Annotated in this window: 19 protein-coding genes; 12 read left to right on the top strand and 7 right to left on the bottom strand. The window is 45.7% G+C overall.

The window, feature by feature from the left end; all coding sequences use genetic code 11:
• Positions 1-28: 28 nt before the first annotated feature.
• Positions 29-607: an O-methyltransferase gene (locus G395_RS0106340; RefSeq protein ID WP_026629281.1), complete on the bottom strand. Its 579-nt coding sequence runs from the start codon at positions 605-607 to the stop codon at positions 29-31.
• Positions 608-711: 104 nt separating this feature from the next.
• On the opposite strand from G395_RS0106340, the gene ypfJ reads away from it, so the two are divergent.
• The 3 genes from ypfJ (at position 712) to G395_RS0106320 (ending at position 3,209) form a co-directional block, all read left to right on the top strand.
• Entirely contained in the window at positions 712-1,560 is an 849-nt protein-coding gene (gene ypfJ, locus G395_RS0106335; RefSeq protein ID WP_026629280.1) for a KPN_02809 family neutral zinc metallopeptidase, read from the top strand.
• A gap of 74 nt (positions 1,561-1,634) precedes the next feature.
• A complete protein-coding gene (locus tag G395_RS0106330) occupies positions 1,635-2,558 on the top strand; it encodes a DUF6268 family outer membrane beta-barrel protein (protein ID WP_229204043.1) in 924 nt (307 codons plus the stop codon).
• Between the two features lie 180 nt (positions 2,559-2,738).
• Positions 2,739-3,209 carry a hypothetical protein gene (locus G395_RS0106320; RefSeq protein WP_026629278.1) on the top strand — a complete coding sequence of 157 codons (471 nt, stop codon included), beginning with the start codon at positions 2,739-2,741 and terminating at the stop codon, positions 3,207-3,209.
• Positions 3,210-3,324: 115 nt separating this feature from the next.
• Here G395_RS0106320 and G395_RS0106315 read toward each other — a convergent pair whose 3' ends face one another.
• Positions 3,325-3,927 carry a Crp/Fnr family transcriptional regulator gene (locus tag G395_RS0106315; RefSeq protein WP_026629277.1) on the bottom strand — a complete coding sequence of 201 codons (603 nt, stop codon included), beginning with the start codon at positions 3,925-3,927 and terminating at the stop codon, positions 3,325-3,327.
• A gap of 129 nt (positions 3,928-4,056) precedes the next feature.
• Between G395_RS0106315 and G395_RS0106310 the strand changes: the two genes are divergently transcribed.
• From G395_RS0106310 to G395_RS0106280, 5 genes are all read left to right on the top strand, one after another.
• Positions 4,057-4,629: a hypothetical protein gene (locus G395_RS0106310; protein WP_026629276.1), complete on the top strand. Its 573-nt coding sequence runs from the start codon at positions 4,057-4,059 to the stop codon at positions 4,627-4,629.
• A gap of 130 nt (positions 4,630-4,759) precedes the next feature.
• On the top strand, positions 4,760-5,368 hold the full coding sequence (locus G395_RS0106305; protein WP_026629275.1) for a hypothetical protein: 609 nt from the start codon (positions 4,760-4,762) through the stop codon (positions 5,366-5,368).
• A 69-nt stretch (positions 5,369-5,437) separates the two neighbouring features.
• Complete coding sequence (locus G395_RS0106295) at positions 5,438-5,971, top strand: RNA polymerase sigma factor (protein WP_026629274.1); 534 nt, start codon at positions 5,438-5,440, stop codon at positions 5,969-5,971.
• Positions 5,955-7,370 carry a hypothetical protein gene (locus G395_RS0106290; RefSeq protein WP_026629273.1) on the top strand — a complete coding sequence of 472 codons (1,416 nt, stop codon included), beginning with the start codon at positions 5,955-5,957 and terminating at the stop codon, positions 7,368-7,370. Before G395_RS0106295 ends, G395_RS0106290 begins: the two co-directional genes overlap by 17 nt.
• A gap of 297 nt (positions 7,371-7,667) precedes the next feature.
• Entirely contained in the window at positions 7,668-8,708 is a 1,041-nt protein-coding gene (locus tag G395_RS0106280) for an SGNH/GDSL hydrolase family protein (protein ID WP_229204041.1), read from the top strand.
• Positions 8,709-8,782: 74 nt separating this feature from the next.
• On the opposite strand, the gene G395_RS0106275 is transcribed toward G395_RS0106280, so the two are convergent.
• Positions 8,783-9,745 (bottom strand): DUF4249 domain-containing protein, encoded by a 963-nt coding sequence (locus tag G395_RS0106275; protein WP_026629271.1) that lies wholly within the window; start codon positions 9,743-9,745, stop codon positions 8,783-8,785.
• A gap of 6 nt (positions 9,746-9,751) precedes the next feature.
• On the bottom strand, positions 9,752-12,148 hold the full coding sequence (locus G395_RS0106270) for a TonB-dependent receptor (RefSeq protein WP_026629270.1): 2,397 nt from the start codon (positions 12,146-12,148) through the stop codon (positions 9,752-9,754).
• A 225-nt stretch (positions 12,149-12,373) separates the two neighbouring features.
• Between G395_RS0106270 and G395_RS0106265 the strand changes: the two genes are divergently transcribed.
• The 3 genes from G395_RS0106265 (at position 12,374) to G395_RS0106255 (ending at position 15,918) form a co-directional block, all read left to right on the top strand.
• Positions 12,374-12,829, top strand: coding sequence for a MarR family winged helix-turn-helix transcriptional regulator (locus G395_RS0106265; RefSeq protein WP_026629269.1), 456 nt, complete (start codon positions 12,374-12,376; stop codon positions 12,827-12,829).
• Positions 12,830-12,845: 16 nt separating this feature from the next.
• A complete protein-coding gene (ppsA, locus tag G395_RS0106260) occupies positions 12,846-15,473 on the top strand; it encodes a phosphoenolpyruvate synthase (protein WP_026629268.1) in 2,628 nt (875 codons plus the stop codon).
• 73 nt (positions 15,474-15,546) lie between these two features.
• The gene (locus tag G395_RS0106255; RefSeq protein WP_026629267.1) at positions 15,547-15,918 is read left to right on the top strand and encodes a hypothetical protein; all 372 of its coding nucleotides are present in this window, start codon (positions 15,547-15,549) and stop codon (positions 15,916-15,918) included.
• A gap of 77 nt (positions 15,919-15,995) precedes the next feature.
• Here G395_RS0106255 and G395_RS0106250 read toward each other — a convergent pair whose 3' ends face one another.
• From G395_RS0106250 to G395_RS0106240, 3 genes are all read right to left on the bottom strand, one after another.
• Entirely contained in the window at positions 15,996-18,419 is a 2,424-nt protein-coding gene (locus tag G395_RS0106250; protein ID WP_026629266.1) for a TonB-dependent receptor, read from the bottom strand.
• Between the two features lie 132 nt (positions 18,420-18,551).
• Positions 18,552-18,686: a hypothetical protein gene (locus tag G395_RS32890; RefSeq protein ID WP_262485392.1), complete on the bottom strand. Its 135-nt coding sequence runs from the start codon at positions 18,684-18,686 to the stop codon at positions 18,552-18,554.
• Positions 18,676-19,047, bottom strand: a complete 372-nt coding sequence (locus G395_RS0106240; protein ID WP_026629265.1) for a hypothetical protein — start codon at positions 19,045-19,047, stop codon at positions 18,676-18,678. The genes G395_RS32890 and G395_RS0106240 overlap by 11 nt, the downstream gene beginning before the upstream one ends.
• A 55-nt stretch (positions 19,048-19,102) precedes the next feature.
• Here G395_RS0106240 and G395_RS0106235 point away from each other — a divergent pair, with 55 nt between their 5' ends.
• A complete protein-coding gene (locus G395_RS0106235) occupies positions 19,103-20,653 on the top strand; it encodes a hypothetical protein (protein WP_026629264.1) in 1,551 nt (516 codons plus the stop codon).
• Positions 20,654-20,696 lie beyond the last annotated feature (43 nt).

Raw genomic sequence — 20,696 nt, 5'->3', positions numbered from 1 at the left:
CGAAACTTTTTGGAACCGGGATCTTTATTTAAATTTTTACCGCAATCACAATGCCCGTTGCCCAAACCTGTTTCGTCAAAACCAGGTCTGTTCTTTTTTCAAGATCTTCGATTAGCTTAATGGCTTTTAGATCGTGGCCTTCGGGCCAGTTGGGTTGGGGGAGCATATCGTCGATGATGTAATAGCCGCCTTTGTTTAGCATGGCCAGCACTTCATCTAGCATCAGGTATTTGCCGTGCCAGGTGTCGGCGAAAATGTAGTCGTATTTTTGGTTGAGGTTATTTTTAACCCAGTCTTCGCCGTCTGTTAATGTTAAAGTAAGCCTGGGGTCTGTACCCAAATGATCTTGGGCAATTGCCAGAAATCCGGCTTCATTATCAATCGAAACCAAAGTCGAGTCGACGTCCATGCCGTCGAGGATCCAGGCTGTAGATAGTCCGGTGCCTGTTCCTAGTTCCAGGAATTTGCCAGCTGGTTTTGAAGCGGCTAATGTTTTAAGCAAAGAACAGGTCTGAATGTCGGATGCCATGGTAAAGCCGGATGCTTTTGTGGCATTGTCGATCGCGACGTAAGCCTTGGGTAATGGATGATTGATTTCCTGGTTCATTTTCCGCGTATTTGTTTTTACATCCTAAACTTAGGCAATAATTATCACCGACGTATATTGGCATGGTTTTTATTGATTTCCATGCATCTCAAACATCAGAAAATATGCGTTGGCAAGATTTACGAAGAAGCGGAAATGTGGAAGACCGCCGGGGAATGTCCGGAGGCGGTAAAGTAGCAATTGGCGGGATCGGAATGATCATCGTGCTGGCAATTGGACTCTTAACCGGTCAGGATCCCAGCGAAATTTTAGGGAATCTGCAAGGGACAGAAACCCAGCAGTCTGCTCAGACGCGCGCGCCAGGACCGCTTCCCGATGATAAAACGGCCGATTTTGTTTCTGCTGTTTTGGGCAGCACAGAGGATGTCTGGGGCGAGATTTACAAGGCTAATGACGCACAATACGAGCAGCCGACCTTGCAAATGTTCGAAGACGCAACGCAAAGCGCCTGCGGCGGCGCATCTTCTGCAATGGGGCCATTTTACTGCCCGGCCGATCAGAAGGTATACATTGATCTCGATTTTTGTAATGAATTGCGCGACAGGTTCAAAGCACCGGGCGATTTCGCCGTGGCGTATGTTGTGGCACACGAAGTAGGACATCACGTGCAGAATTTGATGGGGATTTCCGGGCAGTTGCAGGAGCAGCGTGGGCGGATCAGTCAGGAAGAATACAACAAACTATCTGTAAAGCTCGAACTTCAGGCAGATTTCTTTGCAGGCGTTTGGGCCAACCATGCGCAGCAAATGGAAAATATCCTCGAACCGGGTGACCTGGAAGCAGCATTAACCGCAGCCAACGCTATCGGAGATGATAAGCTCCAAAAGGAATCGCAAGGCTACGTTGTCCCTGATGCGTTTACACATGGAAGTTCAAAACAAAGAATGTATTGGTTTAAAAAAGGGTTTGAAACCGGCGATTTAAATCAGGGGAAATACGAGGATATCAGATAGGGGAATTAACCACGATTTTGCAATCGGAACTAAATGGAAATCCATTTTCGTTACCAGCTCATAACTAGTAATTTATGCAGTTTCGCGGTCCCCGGCCATTTTTTATTATACTTACATTGCTGAGCGCGCACGCTATGTGCCAATCGCTTAAACCCGGACTGGAAGGAATGGCGCCATCGAAGTGGCTGACGTTCCGTAATACGCACGCGCCGGGCAAAACGTATCGTTTCAATGGGACGGATACCAAAAGATTTACGCAGGAAGAATATTTCATGCGTGCATGGGTCCCGCTTGTTCATAATAAAAAAATGGCTGTGCTGCTCGGTCCCAATTATCGCGCAGAACAGCTTGAATTTAAAAGCACGGGTGAAAATCCGGTAAGCCATATGGAAGGCTGGAATTTGCGGACATTTGGGCTGGACCTTAATTCGGTGGTCAAAATGGATAGCAGCTCGTGGCTTATATTTACTTCGCATATTAATAAAAGCGGAGATTTCGGGCGGTTGTTCTGGTCGGAGATTCCTATTAACTATACATTATCTGCTTCTTTCCTGCGCAGGAAAAGCGCTAATAAAGAAGTGGGTTTTGGTGTAATGATGAACAAGAGTTTCAGGGTTACGGTGCTTCCTGTTCTGATTTTTAACTACAATTTTTCTGAAAATTCCGGACTGGAAATGATGCTTCCCAAGAAGATCGCTTTCAGGAAAAACCTTTCGCCTTCCGATATCATTTACCTGAAATCGGAGGCGGTGAGCCGGACCTATTACCTTCGCCAAATCAGCAGCGATGCGCTCGGCGTTTGCCGTCGGGTGGACATTGATTTGGGCATGTCGTATAACCGTAAGATCGGCAATTATGCTGGTGTTGAGTTATTTGTGGGTTATCGTCAGAATGTCTCCAACCGTTTAATTGAAGGCGCAGTCCCCGTGCAGACTTCGGGATTTGCAGGCACCATTGAACTTTATGTTCAGCCTCCCAAATTCAAAAGAAGAAAGTAAATCCATAATGTAATTTTAGTTTACTTAATTGATATTTCCGGTTATTTATACCTCGGATTAATTACTTGGCGTTAATGTTGATTCTGGTGAATTCGGGATGTTTATTTAGCCTGAATTTTTTATAGAAATTATAATGATTAATTTCACCGGACATAACCGCTAATTTTTAATTCATATTTTATGAAAGCTAAATCAATTAAGTTTTTTTCACCTCAGGAAAACCTTCCAAAAAGTGAGGTAATCAAATCAAAGGCTAAACCTGCCGGCTACATTTCCGCGACAGGTAAAATTGTTCTTCCCGTTGCTGCTCTTGAAGAATTAGGAATTGAAGCGGATGCAACACGGTTCAAAATCGGAACGGATCAGGGGAAAAGAAAGATCAATACGGTTTATCTGATTCCTTCTTCTGATGATACAGATACATTTGAATTGGTAAAAAGTGGCCGAGGATATGTGATTCCGCTGGCTATTATTTTGAAACAAGGCGGCGTCGCTTTTGACACTACAAAATACACATTTACGGCAACACCATTCCATTACGAAAATGGCGTTGTAGGTTACGAATTAGCATTGGCAAGTTCTGAACCAAAGCCAGCTTACACCGGAAAGCCGCGTGGTCGTAAGCCAAAAGCTGTTGCGCAGGAAGGCTAATAGCCTTGCAGTTTTTCAAGTTATTACTGAAAAAAAGCCGTAATGAATCCTGCGATTTATTACGGCTTTTTTAATGTATTTCTGCTTTAAATGTCACTGGTAATTACAAAATAGATCAGCGATTTTTGTCAAATTGAATGCTCTTAAGACAGCGGCTGAATGTTGCCGGAGTTGTGCCGAGATAAGTGGCAATATAATGATCGGGAATGCGACGGAATAATGATGAAGGCTGATTTACATAATGTTCAATGCGCTGTTCAACAGATAGATATTTAAAAACTTTAACACGGTCTGTGAAATTAATCAGATGCTGTTCGAGCAGCTTGACAGCCAGTCCGGCCATGTACGCATCCTCTTCAACGAGCTTCCGGTAAGCATCGTACCCTATGGCATATACGATCGTATCTTCGAGCGTTTCCAGCACTTCATTTGATAATTGTTGCAACAGAAAACTTTCAGCAATACAGACAATGTCTCCGTCCGCAACCAGCAGTGAAGTAATGTCCTCCGAACCGCGCAAATAATAAGTGCGCATCACTCCTTTTTCGATCAAATAAAGATTAGGGCTTACCTGCCCGAGATCGACCAAGATCCGCCCTTTGGGGATCATGAAACGTTTCAGGTTTTTAGTGAAACGCTCCTTTACTTCCTGGGACACCATGAATTGCGAGGCCTCGAGTATGCGGTCCAGGGGCTTTATTTCTTCTTTGGCTTTCATCAAAATCTTGTCGTAGAACAACGTATATCTATGTCGCAGGACAAGATATAAATTAATATCATTCAAGTTACTTTGATCAGGACATAACAATGATCCCATTGCCCTTTTCATCCTTAATCAAACCTGACCATGAGAACGCTAGTTTTACAAATCGCATTTTTGAGCTGCACCATTATTCCGTGTATTGCGCAGGATAAAGGAAAAAGTGAGCTCGCTATAAGTTTCGGCATCATGCCAACGGAAGATGTCGCCGCCGAAATTTTTACCGTATTCTTTTTAGCCTTATCTGGCCGGCTGCCTGACAAGGAGGTGAATGATTTTGCATTTTCATTAAGTTACAAATATCATCTTTCTGAAAGGTTTTCACTGGGTGCGAGCGGTGCCTATAATGCAGCTGCGCATGAAACCCGCTTTTTTAAATGGATAGATAACGGTCCTCGTCCCAGGACATTAGCAATTGCTGCCGAAACCAATTTCTTTTACTTAAAAACGCCGAGGGTCAATTTGTATTCTTCCATGGGCGCAGGTTTTTTTGGTTCCTGGACCAATGAGTATGACGGCATTTCCGACACATCCTATATGGCACCCACGCTGCATTATTCACCCATTGGCGTGCGGGTCGGAAAAGATGTCGGGGGTTTTGTGGAGTTGGGTTATGGCTTCAAAGGGTTGCTTAATGGTGGGTTGAGTATCAGGTTTTAACATTCGATAAGCCCGCCGCGGTGCAATGTTCGATTTTTTAATCAGTACCCAACCTTGGGGCCAACCCTTGTAGTTTATTTTATTGACAGGCCCTAAACCACTTGTCACTTATCATTTAAACTATAAAGTCATGAAAGTAGAGAAGCTGATTATTTTCGTCATTTTCCTTGGGCTGATCCAGCTTGCCGCCTGCGAGCGTAGCAAAATCACTGATCCGGGACCTAATTCACTAAGGGAAGCCGCTGATTCGCTCAGCCCCTATCCGGGAGATTCCCTGCCCCTCGATAGCATATATAATCCCGATACGCTGGTAGGTGGGATCGACAGCCTGCCTCATGTTGACTCGGTGAGACGGCAGCCCTTCAAAGCAGGGGATGAATTTTTGATTACTCCGGCAATCCTGACGGATTCGCTGGCTTACCTCCGGCTGGAAGTTGTGACCAAAAAACATTATTCATGTAAGGAGAATTACATTCGATACGGGGCAGTGAACGTCTTTGGCAAAATCGACGTCAGGCTGGAAGAAGTCTCGGCATTAGGGCCTTGTGAAACCGGAACGGCTCCGTCCAAAGCGACTATCTACTTCAATCGAAACAACATTAGCCCGGATTCTACGTATCAACTTCATATAAGTGCCAACGGAAAGCATTATAATGGTTCGCTTAAAAAGTCCGGGGCTGGTTATGCCATCAGCTGGCCGTATGAAAGCGGGGTTATTTTTACTAAAAAATCAATTTAATTCAGGAAAAGCGATTACGAATTTTTTAACCGCCGGGATGTTAAGCCTGGCGGTTGCTAACATGCCGGATTGGATCATTTAGATGAAATATTAGCGGGTTGCAGGCGTCAGGAGCGTCAAGCCCAGGAGAAGCTGTATCGCCAGTTTTATCCTGTGCTTTTTGCGTTATGCCGTAAGTTTTTTGACGACAAACATGAGATCCTGACAGCCGTTAATAATGGGATGTTAAAGGTTTTTAAAAATATAGATCAGTTCGACGATCAAAAAGGGGCTTTTTTCAATTGGCTTTACACAACGGTGAGAAATGCGGCCCTTACCCAGCTCAGGGATCAGAAAACGCAGCAGTTTGATTACGACGAGCTTGACGATAAGATGGGTTTCGAATCCGCAGAGAATCCATTTGACAAGCTGAGCGCGTCGGATGTGATCGTCTATTTATCCGCGTTACCTGTGGCAACCCGGCGCGTTTGCGGATTGTTTTATCTGGATGGTTTTAGCATTAAGGAGATCGGGGAGTCGCTGGATATCTCGGATGGCACGGTGAAATGGCATTTGAGCGAAGGCCGCAAAAAGCTGAAAATAATTTTTGAAAAGATCTTTTGATGTGAAAAACAAAAACAAAAATATCGACAAATTTTTCTCCGGGAAGTTGCCGGATCCGGAAATTCCGGCCGACGACGCGTGGGGAAAGATGAACGATATGCTTAATGCAACTCCAGCTGCTGGAAAATTGCAGCAAATTTTCGAGGGAAGCACATTCAAGCTGCTTTCAGTGCTGATCCTGGTTGGGATTGTAAGCGTTGGAGTGGTTTTGTTTTTGAAAAATGATAAAAAAGAGGTTTCTATTAAAAATGAAAAGCTAGCCAGCAAGGACATTTCTGCGGGTCAGCACAATAGGGGAATAGAAAAAGTTGGCAAAGCTAACATAAGTCTGGAAGGCATTCAAACGGAAACAGGCGTTGCAACTCAAACAGGTGTTGAAACGGAAAGAGCTGTTGAAACGGAAACAGGCGTTGAAACTCAAACAGGTGTTAAAACCGTAAGAGATGTAGATACTGAAACAGGTGCTAAGACTCGAGAAAGCAATGAACGTGGAAAAGTTGAAACAACGGGAACAATTGTAAAAACAAAAAAAGTTGATCAAAGAGCTTATAAAACAGAGAGGAGGGAAACAATAGCCAAGTATCCGGGGGAAAATTCCGGTAACATTAACGCCACGACGGAAGGCGATAGACGTTGGGAAATTGCTGCGTTATTTCAAATCAAATCTTTGCCCTTTAAACCTTCTTCCTATGACCCCGGTTTTTCAGCCAAAGTAAAAGGAGGCGCGCAAGCCAGCAAAGTCATTACAATGAACATTCCGAAAGAGCCTCGCAAAAAGTCCTTCGAAGCAGGACTTGAATGGAATTTGATTTCGCCGTTGAAGCAAACTAATTTCCTTTTCACGGGTATCGACAGCACCAAAAAACCAGCATTATTGCTGATCCCAGGCATTTATATAGGTAAAACTTTTCGCGACCATCATTCACTGACATTGAGCGCCTCGGCCTACCAGCCCTATTTCGGCAATCATGGAAAACTGGATCAATTTCCGGATTACATTTCCGGGCCCGATTCCTCGCTTGTTTCGCTCAGGCTAAGTCTGGTTAAAACGGCCAGCATTAACCTGGCTTTGCAATATCAGTATGAGTTGGTAAATCACTTTACGATCGGGGCGGGTATTGCTTATAGCCGCGTTTTAGGAGCGCTGGTGCAGGAGCAGGTTGTGAATGGAAGAGGGGAACTGTTAAGTCCGAAACTGGTTACATTAAAAGGTTCGGAACAGACCGGGCGCTATTTGAATAAAGATATTTTCTATTTCAAAGCAGGCCTCTCGTATAAGGTGGGGCGTTTCCAAACAGGAATTAATATTTTAGCACCCCTGAGCAATCTTTCTGCCTCCCCGAAATACCCCATTCGAAAAGTGAACGGGCAGCTGTTTTTGAGATTTCGGGTTTGGTAATGCATCTCATATGGCTTAAATTGCCATATGAGAATTGTTCTACTTTTTGAGTGATGTTACTTCCAGGGATTGGATGATCTTGAATCCAATGAAAAGCATCATTATAACTAATCCTGCTTCAATTAAACCTGCAAGTTGTAAGAATAGTTGTTCCATGGCTATGTGATTTTTCACAAAGGAACATAGCGTGGAAAAATGCAACAAATTTTAGTGATTCAACGGCAAAATAATGAGTCTGCGGTTGGAATGATTATTGTTGGAAAGATGTAAGCATAACCCCATATATCTTCCAAAAAAATGAATGAAGATCAGAATACTGACTCGCACATTAAGAATCCAGACAGTTCACTAAGCCGCAGGCGTTTTTTCCTACAATCTGGGGCGGCCATTTTTACAACAACATTGCTATCATCGTGTAGCGGGATTATCGAAGATATTTTCCCTAAAAGCGACAAAGAGGAAGAAGAAAAACAGCCCGACCGGGATAAAACGCTTGCATTTTTTGGTGATAGTCTCACCATTGGAGCAGGTGGCACCGCTCCTTACGGAAACATTGTTGCGGCTGCACTGGCAGGCAGACCGGTCCTCAGCGACGGCATTGTAGGGCAGGTTGCATCGCGCATTGCCGTGCGACAAGGTGGAACGCCGCTTACAATATCCATCGAAGGCAATAAGCTGAATGGCATCAAGCCTGTGCGGATCACAAAACTCAGCAATCAATTTTTATCAACACCCACCAATAACGACGAATACAGCAGAACCGGCTCCGTAGGCGGCGTCAGGTGCACCATCAGGCGCACGGCCAACGCAGAACTGGGCGAAAATTATACAATCACACCTACGGCTGTAAGCGTAATTGATGTTCCCGAAAACTCGGAATTTTTGCTGGACGATGCTTCGAGGCTTAAAACGGCCACGCAGATCTTATGGTATGGTCGGAATAACATTGGGAAACCGAATGCGGAAGAGGAAATCCTTGCCGCCCTCGACAGTTCCATTGCTTATATCACAGCGCCCGCACGTTACATTGTCCTCGGCGTTCTGCTGGCGCAATCGGATCGGAAGGGAACAGAAAACTTTGAGCAGGTCGCCTCCATTAATGAGAAGCTGGCAGCGAAATATGGAAAATCATTTGTTCCAATGACACCGCCAACCGATGCGGAACTGGCCGAAATCAGTTACAGCCCTTCACAGGATGACTTGTCGGACCTTGAAAATCTTAATTTCCCGAGAGGTCTACGGGCTGACGTCAGCACGGACGAAATCCATTTGAATGATAAGGGTTACCAAATCATCGCAAATAGGGTCATAGCAAAAATCAAAGAGCTTAAATACTGATTTGCAGCTTCTTAAATTTTGAACGGTGGCCAGGCAAAAACCTGGTCACCGTTTTTTTTTGATAGCGGAGCAGTTCAGGGATTAATGGTCTTTCCCACCGCATTAAAGGATGCAAAACAGCCCAGGCCACCTTCTATATTGGTATAAACCAAAGTGGGTTCTACAAACGGATTATCATTATTATTTTCCAGCGAGCGTCTAAACTTGAAATAATGCTCGTCAATGCACATTACTTCTATTCTCACGTCCCTGATGAGGGGCTCTGTTTCCAGTGATTTTTCCGCACCTTTTTCGTCCAGATAGGTAATGGTCCTGTTTGAACTAATATGAGCTCCGTTTTTGGGACCGGTAAACTTGATCCCGTCCAGATTTACATCATTGTAAACGCCTCTCTCAAAAGCAATCATTTCCGTGGTGAAGATATATCGAAAAGGTTCGATCTTGCCTGTTTTCGGGTCGGGCCGGGGCATAGTTTGTTCATGCGTATAGGAACCGCGAAGTGCATAATAGTTGCTTTCCCCCTTCACATCTTCCCACGAAAGCCTGAACCATGCGGTCGAATCGGTTTCATAGCCGGCCCATTCTTTATCAATGGACACTTCCATTTCTTTCACCCGGTTAAACGGCACTGTGCATTTCGCTTTTACAAATCTTTTTCCATCGTTAACAGTCAATGTATAGGTCTTGCCCGCCACGACCTTAAACGCACTGCTGTCCGCAACGTAGTTCTGGAGTGAATCATCGAAAACCAGCCGGACCTGATTTACATCGTCGGACAAGATGACTTCGGCGTTGGTAATAATCGTCGGATTGTAGTTTGCCGGTCCGAAGATCGGTTGTGACTCTGTAATAATGGCTTCCAACAGCGGGCTTTGTGGAGAAATGTAGCAGGAAACAGCCAGTTTAGCCTCTACTTTCGGAAGCTTGTCCTGATCCAGATCATTGACAAGATTCTCACATCCGCACAGCAAACCGATGCACATCAGCATGAGAAAAAGCAAGGTCTTATTGATGTATAAAGCCGTTATAACGCGCATTTTTGATCAGAATTTAAAATTATAACTAAAAGACGGCAGCACCGGGAACAACGAATAGCGTGTCAGGACATTGATCCTTCTGTTAGGATCGCCGGGATCTCTTTTATTATCAATGTTATAGAAAAACGGATTCCTGCGGTTGTATGCATTGTAAAGCCCGAATTCCCAGGTGCGTTCGTGCCGCTTTTTCTTCTTATGAAACTGGATCGCAACATCCATACGGTGGTAAGGCTCTGCCCGGAAGCCGTTTTTGTCTCCATATTCGTTGGTGACATTCCCGCCATATGCAGGTGTTCCCCAGGGATTCGGCACGAAGCGGTTTGGATAGGTCGAGAACTTAGAAATCGGGATCGTAAGTGCATTGCCCGTTCCGTAAACCCATGTTGCTGATAATGTAATGCGCTTGCTCAGTTCGTAAATTCCCACCACCGAAATGTCGTTGCGGCGGTCATAGCGGGGATAGAATGTTTTGCCAAAATTGAGCTCCGGAAATTTCCACTGCGTCCACGATAATGTATAACCAACCCAGCCCGAGAGCTTTCCGGTTTTCTTCTGCACCATGAATTCAGCGCCATAAGACCAGCCTTTTCCCGTGGTAATGTTATCTTCCCAATCGAGCTCGTTGGCGTTTTCACCGTCCAGACTGATAAAGGAGGAGCCTTCCTTGTAACTGATAATGTTGTTCATTTTCTTATAGTAACCTTCCAAAGTCAGCGCCAGGCCGGGCTTTTCAAGATCTTTCGCAAAGCCGAATGCAACCTGGCTGGACTGTTGCGGCGCCACCCGGTCGGTGGTAGGAACCCAAAGATCCGTGGGCAAACCTAGTCCGGTGTTGCTCAGCAAATGCACATATTGGTTCATTTTAGCAAATGAGGCTTTGACGGAAAAATCCTTTGCCAATTTCAATGCTGCCGAAATTCTGGGTTCCGGTCGCACATATAACTTTGTTTTTGTTTGAAAAAAGCTTAATCTGAAACCACCGTTCACCTTTAATGCGGTAAAGGGCTGCCAGGTATCCTCCACATAAGCGCCCGCTTCCAGGGTGTTGATGGGTTTGGCTTGCAAGTCAATGTCATCGTCAGAAAAGTCGCCTTCCAGCGCCAGGGCCGAAGGAACAAAGCGATGCGACGTAAGCTGTGCCCCGAATTTTACGCTGTGTTTTGCATTGAGGAAATAATCAAAATCCGTTTTCAGGCTATAATCCCGGATCAGGCTGTTGTATTTCAAACTAAACTCATCCTGCAATACGCCCTTTTCATACTGTTTGTCGTTGGCAAAAATATTGAAATTGAAATGGCTGTAAATCAGCGAAGTATTTACAAACAGCTTTTGGTTGATCAAATGATTCCACCGCAATGTCGCCGTAGCATTCCCCCAGCTCAACCCCGACCTGTTTTCACTATCGGAGCTCTTTTCCCGGATGTTGAATTTATCACGCCCGAAATATCCACTGACATACAGCTTGTTTTTCGCCCCGAAATCGTAATTCACTTTTGCATTGAGGTCGTAAAAGAAATAGCCCGGCTTCACCTTGCTGTCGGAGCCCGCTTGCTGCTGGGCGATCAGCGGCTGAGCGAGCACGTCAATGTATGTACGTCGTGCGGAAATCAGGAAAGAGGATTTCTTTTTTGCCAATGGCCCTTCCAGCGTTAACCGGGATGAGATAAGCCCAATGCCGCCTTCGCCGTGGAGTTTTTCTTTGCTTCCTTCCTTCATATTCATTTCAACAACGGAAGAAAGCCGCCCGCCATACCGCGCCGGAAACCCACCTTTTGTCAGTTCGACACTTTTGAGGGCATCGCTGTTGAAAACGGAGAAAAAGCCGAAAAGATGGCTCGCGTTGTACACCACCGCATCATCCAGGATGATCAGATTCTGGTCCGGCCCGCCGCCGCGGACGTATAGGCCTGTTTGTCCTTCGGTCCCTTTTTGGACGCCCGGCATAAGCTGCAAAACGCGTATCACGTCCTTTTCACCAAAAAACGCTGGGATTTTTTTGATTTGGGAAATCGGAATCTCAATCTGGCTCATCTGCACCGATTCGCTTACTTTTTCATCCTGCCGCCTTCCCGAAATGATCACTTCGTTCAGCTGGGTAGCTGTTGATAATGCAATGTCAATTTGCTGGCTAACCGCCTTCTCCACGCGCACTTCCTGCCTTTCATAACCCACAAAAGAATAGGAAATCTTGACAGAATCTGATTTCAGAATGGTCAGTGAATAGAAGCCGTAGGTATTGGTAACCGTCCCGATCATAGAATTTTCGAGGTAGACATTCACACCTGGCAACAGTTCCAGGCTTCCTTTTTCACGCACAAAACCACTGATGGTAATCTGCTCCTGAGCAAAAGCCTGAAAAGAAACGAAAACAAAGATTAGTAACTGGTAGAGTGGTTTGGGCATACTTAGAGTCGCGTTAAAATTCGTTAACGCTCGGTTACATTTTATGGTATGTCAAAAAAACAATTTAATCATTTCAAGAATTTCCTGAACGATGTTGCTAGGCAATACGAGGGAAACAGCGCTCGTGACGCAAAAGGATTGACTTTATTTTTACCTAATAATTTGCACGTCTCGCTTTTCTATATTTATCTTTGTTGCTAAGATAATTATTCAACAAGATAAAATATGAATGACGAGGGTGTAAAGACGGTCCGGCGACTGGGGCAGCAATACGCATATGTTTCACTTCAAATGCATGAAACCGTGGCCCGAAAGGCTGGCCTAGCCGGGACTGATCATAAGTATCTGGGGTTTTTCCTCGAAAAAGGTGAAATGACGGCGGGTGAACTTTCGAACCTGACGGGTCTCACCACGGGCGCCGTAACGGGCTTGATCGACCGGTTTGAAAAGAGAGATCTGGTGAAGAGGCGCTTTGCGCCGGAAGACAGGCGGAAAGTGATCATTGTGGCCAACACGGAAAACATTATGGCGCTCCTCGCACCCCTTTACAAAGATTTCAGAAGCAAAACCGAGGAAATGCTTGCGTCATTCTCCGATGCAGACAGCAAAGTCATCGAAGCCTATTTCAACAAAGCCATTGAAATAGCAAAAGAAACGACGGAACAGCTTAACAAACAATAATGCATTCCTATTAGCCATGGAAAATAAAAGTCAATTTGTAATAGAATTTAAGAACATTGATAAAACGCACATTCACTTGGTCGGTGGCAAAGGTGCTAATCTGGGCGAGTTGCTGCGGATTCCGGGCGTGCAGGTGCCGGATGGTTTTTGCGTGACTACCAATGCTTTTAAGGAAATAATTACGAACAGCCAGGATATCGATATGCTGCTGGATCAGCTGGCGCTGCTTCATGCAGAGGATCGAAAAGCGATCAGTGCAATCAGTGCGGAAATCCGAAGATTCATTGAAGAAACAGCGATCCGGGAGGAGATCAACAAGGAAATTGGCATTCATCTTAACCATTTTGGTGAAACCAATGCATATGCGGTCCGTTCCAGCGCCACGGCAGAGGATCTGCCGACGGCATCGTTCGCAGGCCAGCAGGATACTTACTTGAATGTCATCGGAAAGGTGGCTATCCTCGCATCTATCAGTAAATGCTGGGCTTCCCTGTTCACGGATCGTGCAGTAATTTATCGGATTCAAAACGGATTTGATCATCGCAAAGTCCAGCTGTCGGTGGTGGTCCAGAAGATGGTTTTTCCCGATGCCGCAGGCATTTTGTTCACTGCCGATCCGGTTAATGGCAACCGGAAAGTCACATCCATCGATGCCAGCTTCGGCCTCGGCGAGGCGCTGGTTTCGGGCATTGTGAATGCGGATCATTATAAAGTCCGTAACGGGGCTATCATCGAGAAGCAGATAGGAGGAAAGAAGCAGGCTATTCGTGCATCAGCAAATGGCGGCACGCAGGAAGAGAAGATTGATCCCGAAAAACAGGAAATGCAAACGCTGACAGATGCGCAAATTTTACAGCTTTCCAACATCGGAAGAAAGATTGAAGCCCATTTCGGCAGTCCTCAGGATATCGAATGGTGCCTGTCTGGTAACACGTTTTATATTGTTCAAAGCCGCCCGGTTACTACTTTGTTCCCCATTCCTCAGGCAAGCGGTCCGGTTCATGCTGAGGGCCTTCCGGCCGTTTATGTGTCTGTGGGCCACCAGCAAATGATGACGGATGCTATGAAGCCGCTGGGGCTTTCCGTTTTCCTGTTGCTAACGCCTGCCAAAATGCGCACCGCTGGCGGGAGATTATTCGTGGACGTCGCGCCCAACCTGGCTTCTCCGGCCATGCGGGATATTATTCTGAATACAACATTAGGAAAGTCTGATCCGCTGATCAAAGATGCGCTGCTGAATATTTTAGGCCGGGAAGATTTTATTGAATTTTTGCCGGACGAACAATCGGTGATAAGCAATCCCGCACCGCCGCCTGCGGCCACGCCGCCGTTCATCGACGATCCACAGGTGATAACGGATTTGATCAGCAAGAGCGAAACATCGCTTGCCGCATTGAAAGCGGATATCCAGTCGAAATCAGGTTCCGATTTGCTCGACTTCATCCGCCAGGACATTCAACAGTGGAAGAAAAGCATGTTTGATTCGCTGAGTACGAAGACGATTATGTCCACTTTTAATGCTTTGGGATGGATTAATGATAAAATGAATGAATGGCTGGGGGAGAAAAATGCAGCAGATATACTTTCTCAATCTGTCCCCAATAATGTAACTTCCGAAATGGGGTTGGCACTACTGGACGTCGCCGACGTAATCCGCCCTTTCCCGCAGGTCGTCGGTTATCTTCAAAATGTGAGAGACGACCGTTTTCTGGACCATCTCGCCCAATTGGAAGGTGGAAAAGCCGCCCAGGCTGCGATGCGCGATTTTCTTCAAAAGTACGGCGTGCGATGTGCCGGCGAAATTGATATTACGCGTCCGCGCTGGATTGAAAAACCTGCCACGCTTATCCCGGTTATTCTTGGTAATATCAAAAATTTTGAACCGGGTGCTAGTCAAAGAAAATTTGAGCAGGGGCGGCGGGAAGCATTGGAAAAAGAAAATGAATTATTGAGCCGGTTAAGGCAATTGCCTGATGGTGAGTCAAAAGCAAAGAAGGCCAAACAAGTGATCGACCTGATCCGCAATTTTACGGGTTATCGCGAATATCCGAAATACGGAATGGTAAGTCGCTTCTTCGTATATAAACAAGCGTTATTAAGGGAGGCAGAACGGCTTGTGCAGGCAAATGTCATAGCTGACAAAGAAGCGATTTATTATCTCACCTTCGACGAACTATGTGAGGTTGTCAGGGCAAAAAAGCTGGAAAACGAACTCATCCACCAGCGGAAGGAAGCATTTAAAAATTATGAAAAATTAACGCCTCCGCGTGTTATGACGTCTGATGGTGAAGTGATTACCGGTTCTTATAAAAAGGAAAATCTGCCCGATGGCGCCATTGCCGGTCTGGCCGTTTCGTCTGGGATCGTTGAGGGACGCGCGCGCGTGATATTGAACATGGAAGACGCCGAACTGGAAGATGGCGACATTCTGATAACCGCTTTCACTGATCCGAGCTGGACGCCCCTGTTCGTTTCCATCAAAGGTCTCGTCACAGAAGTAGGCGGGTTAATGACCCATGGAGCCGTTATTGCACGCGAATATGGCTTACCAGCCGTCGTAGGCGTAGAAAATGCGACAAAGCTGATCAAGGATGGTCAGCGGGTCCGGGTGAATGGGACGGATGGATATGTCGAGCTGATCTAAATTTTGAACTGTATCCGAAATTGTGTTAATTGGTGACCAAATATTAGTTTTCAAATTTTAAATTTTGGTCAGGATGAAAACAAAGTTGTACTTCATGATGGTTATCGCACTTGGGATTTTCTCAATTGCAGCGCAAAAATCGGTCACGGCGGACGATATATTGGGCACCTGGAAATATCAGATCAGCGATGTTCCGCCCGAATACGAATCCGGATTTTTCACTTTTGAGCAAAAAGACAACAAAACCGTTGGCTACGTAGGTGACACGCAGAAGCAGGAAATGAAGGAATTGACGGTTGCCGCGGATAAAGTCACATTTTCGACAGAATCCGAGCATGGCGTTTTTAAATACAATTTGGCACAAAAAGGCGATACACTATCCGGAATGATCTCATCACAATACGGAGATTTCCCGATCAAGGCGGTTAAGGAGGCGAAAAAGTAATGTTTTGATTTTATACTATAAACAAGAAAGCCTGCAAATCAATCGATTCGCAGGCTTTTCTTATATTAAACCAAACCTTAAAAAGTATAAGTAAAGTTTGCCAGCAAGGCCCGCGGAGTTTGTGGGGCAATGGTTGACCATCCTTTATAGTATTCTTTGTTAAATGCGTTGTTCAGTTTGAGGCCTATGCGGTAATTTTCAGCCTGGAAAAAGAGGGAGGCGTTGGCAACGGTGTAAGCAGGCAGCATGAAATCTCCTGTCGAAACATAGTTTATCGCATAACGCTCGCTAGCGCCGTTGAAGCCCAGCCCAAGGCCAAACCCTTTCAGCTTTCCGCCCGGTGCTTCGTAGTTAGCCCAGAAATTGTAAAGTGTCTTTGGCCCGGCTCCCAGTGGACGCTTGTCCAGAATGTCGGTATAATCCGTTTTGGTGGTTTTGCTGTCGTTGTTGCTATATCCGGCCCTCACGTTCAGGCCCCTCACAGGGTTAGCATTCACTTCTATTTCAAACCCTTTGCTGTAAATTTCGCCATCCTGGATTTTGTTGAACGGCGACGTAGGATCTGTCATCACCTGGTCCTTTACACGGATATCGTAATAACTGATCGTTGCGTTCAGCTTATTTCTGATAATGTTGGTTTTGATACCAAACTCAATCTGGTTGGCCTGCTCAGGTCTGAAAGTCTTGATCGTTTGCGGGCCGTCTTCCGGATTGCCCACAAGTGCAGGCGCCGCGTTGGTAAAGCCGTTCTGGAAATTGGCAAAAATAGAGACCTTATCCGTAACCGGCTCAAACAAGAGCCCCAATTTCGGAGACAATGTAGTTTGATTGTAATTGTCTTCTCCTGTTGCTATATCACCTTGATTGTCAAAATGATCCAGGCGCAGACCCACCATTACAGACAAGTTATTCGTAAGATTCAGCACATCAGACGCGTAAGCGCTGTAAATGTTATATTTTGATTTTGCATTGCTTACGCCCTGACGTGCCAGCACGGCATCCACGGCAGCCGTTGAAAGCGGGTAAGCAGTGGTTTCAACCACTTTTGGCGTAAACGGATCATCGCCGCTCGAACCACCTTCCGGCGTTACATTACCGTAAAATGCATAACCCGTGCCGTTGCTTGTGGACGTGGCTGTGAAATAATCCAGCCCAAGCACAACCCGGTTCCGCAATGAGCCGAGCTTGAAATCGCCAATGAAATTTTGCTGGATATCGGATGTTCCGGTGTATTCATTTTGTTTGTTCAGGAAGCGCGAGAAAGTATCATTTCCCAATATGCCGTAGTCAAACAAATAGGAATAATAGCCTTTCGTAGAAGTGGCGCTTTTGGATATCAATGTTTGCGACTGCCATGTGTCCGAAAGTTTGTAATCCATTTCAACCCTGTAATTCTGCGTCGGGTTTTGCAGTGTCAGGTCGTTGCTGGTGAAAGAGAGCTTGTAGTTATAATTCAGCTCCTTCATATTTTTGGACTCCGTAGGCGCGGTGCGGTTCAGAAAAAGGAACATTGGGTTCGTTTGTTCCGCCTGTGTAATCTCGCCATAGAAAGAAAACGACAGGTTGTTGTTCACCTTATAAGACAGGGAAGGGGCGACGAAGAACGATTTCCGAAAACCAGCATCCTGGAAGCTGCGCTCTGTTGCATACGAGGTGTTTAATCTAAAATAAATGCCTTTTTCTTTGCTTAATGCTGTATTAAAATCACCCGTCACCTGGTTCAGTCCAAAAGAACCGGTTGTGAATGAAAGCTCGCCGCCCGTTCCTACGTAAGGCTTTTTGGTGACTACATTAATAAGCCCGCCGTAAGAACTGACCGCATTGCCAAAAAGCGTTGCAGAAGGTCCTTTCAAAACCTCAATGCGCTCAATGTTGGCCGGGTTAATGGTTCCGTTGGTCAGTCCGGGTAAGCCGTTCACCAGTTTAGGCTGGACTGAAAATCCGCGCAGCGAGTAATATCCCGCCCCGTCACCGCCACGGCCCGTGGACGTCCAGAGGTTTTCCACGCCGGCTGCGTTTTTCAATGCATCGTCGAAATTTGTAACAATCTGTGATTTAAGCAGATAGTTGGTAATGGTGCTGTAAACCTGCGTATTTTCAAAATCGCGCAACGGCAATTTTGCAACATAGGCCGTCTGATTTCTTGAAAATTTGTTCTCACTTTCACCTTGCACGAGGACTTCCCGCAATATTTCGTCGCCCTCGTACAATGTGATGGTATTCAGGTCCACTTCTTCTTGCGCGATCGTAACCGACAACTCTTTGGTTTTAAACCCAATAGACGAAATTGATAAAGTATAGTTTCCATCGTTCAGATTGGATAATTCAAAGGCGCCGTCGTTGTTGGACTGCGTTCCGATATTGGTATTTTTGATTAGAATCGTCACGCCGGGAATGCTCTTTTTCGAGTTATCCAGCACAACGCCCTTCAATTTGCCCGACTGTCCGTAAGAGAGGCTGGTTATGAGTAAAAATAATAAAACTGGTAGAAAGGTTCTCATTTGCTTATTTAGACTAGTTAAATTTAAATGGTGCTGCAAATGTATTCTTCCAAAAGTTCACTTCCAAGCGAATTGTACTATTTTGGTAAAGGGGGATTGTTGATATTTTGTTCATTTCAGAAGCTGGAATTTTTAATATGTAAAACTCACTCCGGGCACAAGCTCATACTCATTTACCGTATTCCCCGTCTTCCTGCTCTCATTCGTCCGTTTCAGTATTAGCCTTTCCTGCGCGGGTTTGTCGGTGATGTGAAATTCAATGTTCATTGTACGCGCGAACACTGGTGAGGGGGCCATCTTGTGAAACCACGAGCTGGTGCAGCATGGTAAATGTTCCTACCGAAGGGATCTGGATCCGCGAACTGTCATTCAGCGTCGCCCAGCCACCGCTCGTCGAATAGCCCGAAACCCTAAGTTTATAGTCTTCATACATATTGATCGAATCGGAAAATGCGGCCTGGCTGAGACTGACATTGCCTTTGCTATATACCATGAAAGACTGTTCCAGCCAAAAACCTTCTGTTTTGGGCGCTGATGCCGCAATGCGCATTTGCACAACGGGCGATTCGTAGAGCCGCGCGTCCTTGAAGGTGAATTCCAGATGATTGCCGATAAGCTTTGCAGGCAACTCAGCGATAATTTTGTAAGGATATATATTTATTCAAAATAACAAATGATTTAACATGAAATACACACTATTATTAATGCTCATCCTGAGTGCATGGACGGCCAGGGCGCAGGAAGAGGCGGCTAGGTTTACAGCCGCCGGAGTGGTGCATTACAGTGATTTCGGGGCCAAAGGCGATGGTAAGACAGACGACATTGACGCCATTGCTGCGACGCATGCATTTGCCAATTTGCACGGTTTGCGCGTAAAAGCAGACGATGGCGCGACTTACTATATTGGCGGAAAACACCTCACTGCCATTATCCGGACGGAAACTGATTTTGGCAAAGCGGCTTTCATCATTGATGACACGGAGGCTGAAAAACGCGATGCCTCCGTGTTCATGGTCAGCTCAGCGCTTAAACCCTTTAAACTGGGAATGATCAGGTCACTAAAAAGAAACCAGAAAAAGATTAATGCCACACTGCCCGGCCCCTGTCTTATCACGGTTACGAATGCAAATGTGAAGCAATACATTCGTTACGGGCTCAACCAAAACAATGGCTCTTCGCAGACGGATATTTTTGTTGTCGATAAAAATGGCAACGTGGATATGAACGCACCTATTATCTGGGATTTTGATAAAATAACCGAGATTACCGCGCTCCCGATCGATGAAAAACCACTGAAAATCAGTGGCGGACGCTTTACTACAATTGCCAACAAAGCGGAATCCAAATACACCTATTACAGCCGGAACATTGCCGTTCGGCGCTCTAATGTGATATTGGAAGGATTGGAACATCATATTAAAGGCGAAGGCGAGCAAGGCGCGCCTTATAATGGTTTTATCAGCATTGGCGACTGCTCTTATGTTACCGTAAAAAATACCATCCTGACCGGACACAAAACTTACAGCACCATTGGAACAGCTGATAAACCTGTTTCAATGGGCAGCTATGATCTTTCTGTGAACCGGGCGCTTAATGTCTCTTTTGTCAATTGCAGCCAGACGAATGACATCAATGACAGTAAATACTGGGGCATATTAGGCTCTAATTTCTGCAAAAACCTGCTTTATGACCATTGCACGCTCTCCCGCTTCGATGCACACCAGGGCGTCGCCAATGCCACCATCCGTAATTCCACGCTCGGTCACATGGGCATCAATGCCATTGGAACCGGACTGTTATTAGTGGAAAATTCGTGCATCCGTGGCAAAAACATTGTCAACCTGCGTTCGGATTATGGCAGCACCTGGCAAGGCGAGCTGGTGATCCGGAACTGCGTTTTTGTCCCGGCAAATGGCAAGCCTGTCAGTGCCAGCATGATAGGCGGGTCCAATTCAGGGCAGCATGATTTCGGCTACATCTGTTATATGCCTGAAAAAATTACGATTGAGAATCTGCGCATCGAAGATTCCGCGCATCCCGAAGCTTACGACGGGCCAGCCATTTTTGCTAATTTCAATCCGGAGATGACGGATGCTTCCTACCAGGAGAAATTTCCTTTTATCAAGACCAAACAGGTTGTGCTTAAAAATGTAACGACTGCCAGCGGTAAAAAGCTCAGGATCAGTGATAATGGGTTCATGTTTAAGGATGTAAAATTGAATGCAGGCCGGTGATCAGCATCGATTTTTTTTAGTGTAAGCCAAAAAAGCGATACTT

This window comes from Dyadobacter alkalitolerans DSM 23607 (genome assembly GCF_000428845.1).
GTDB classification, from domain to species: Bacteria; Bacteroidota; Bacteroidia; order Cytophagales; family Spirosomataceae; genus Dyadobacter; species Dyadobacter alkalitolerans.
The sequence above is the reverse complement of the archived record's forward strand: the minus strand, read 5'-3'. Positions and strand labels throughout refer to the sequence as shown.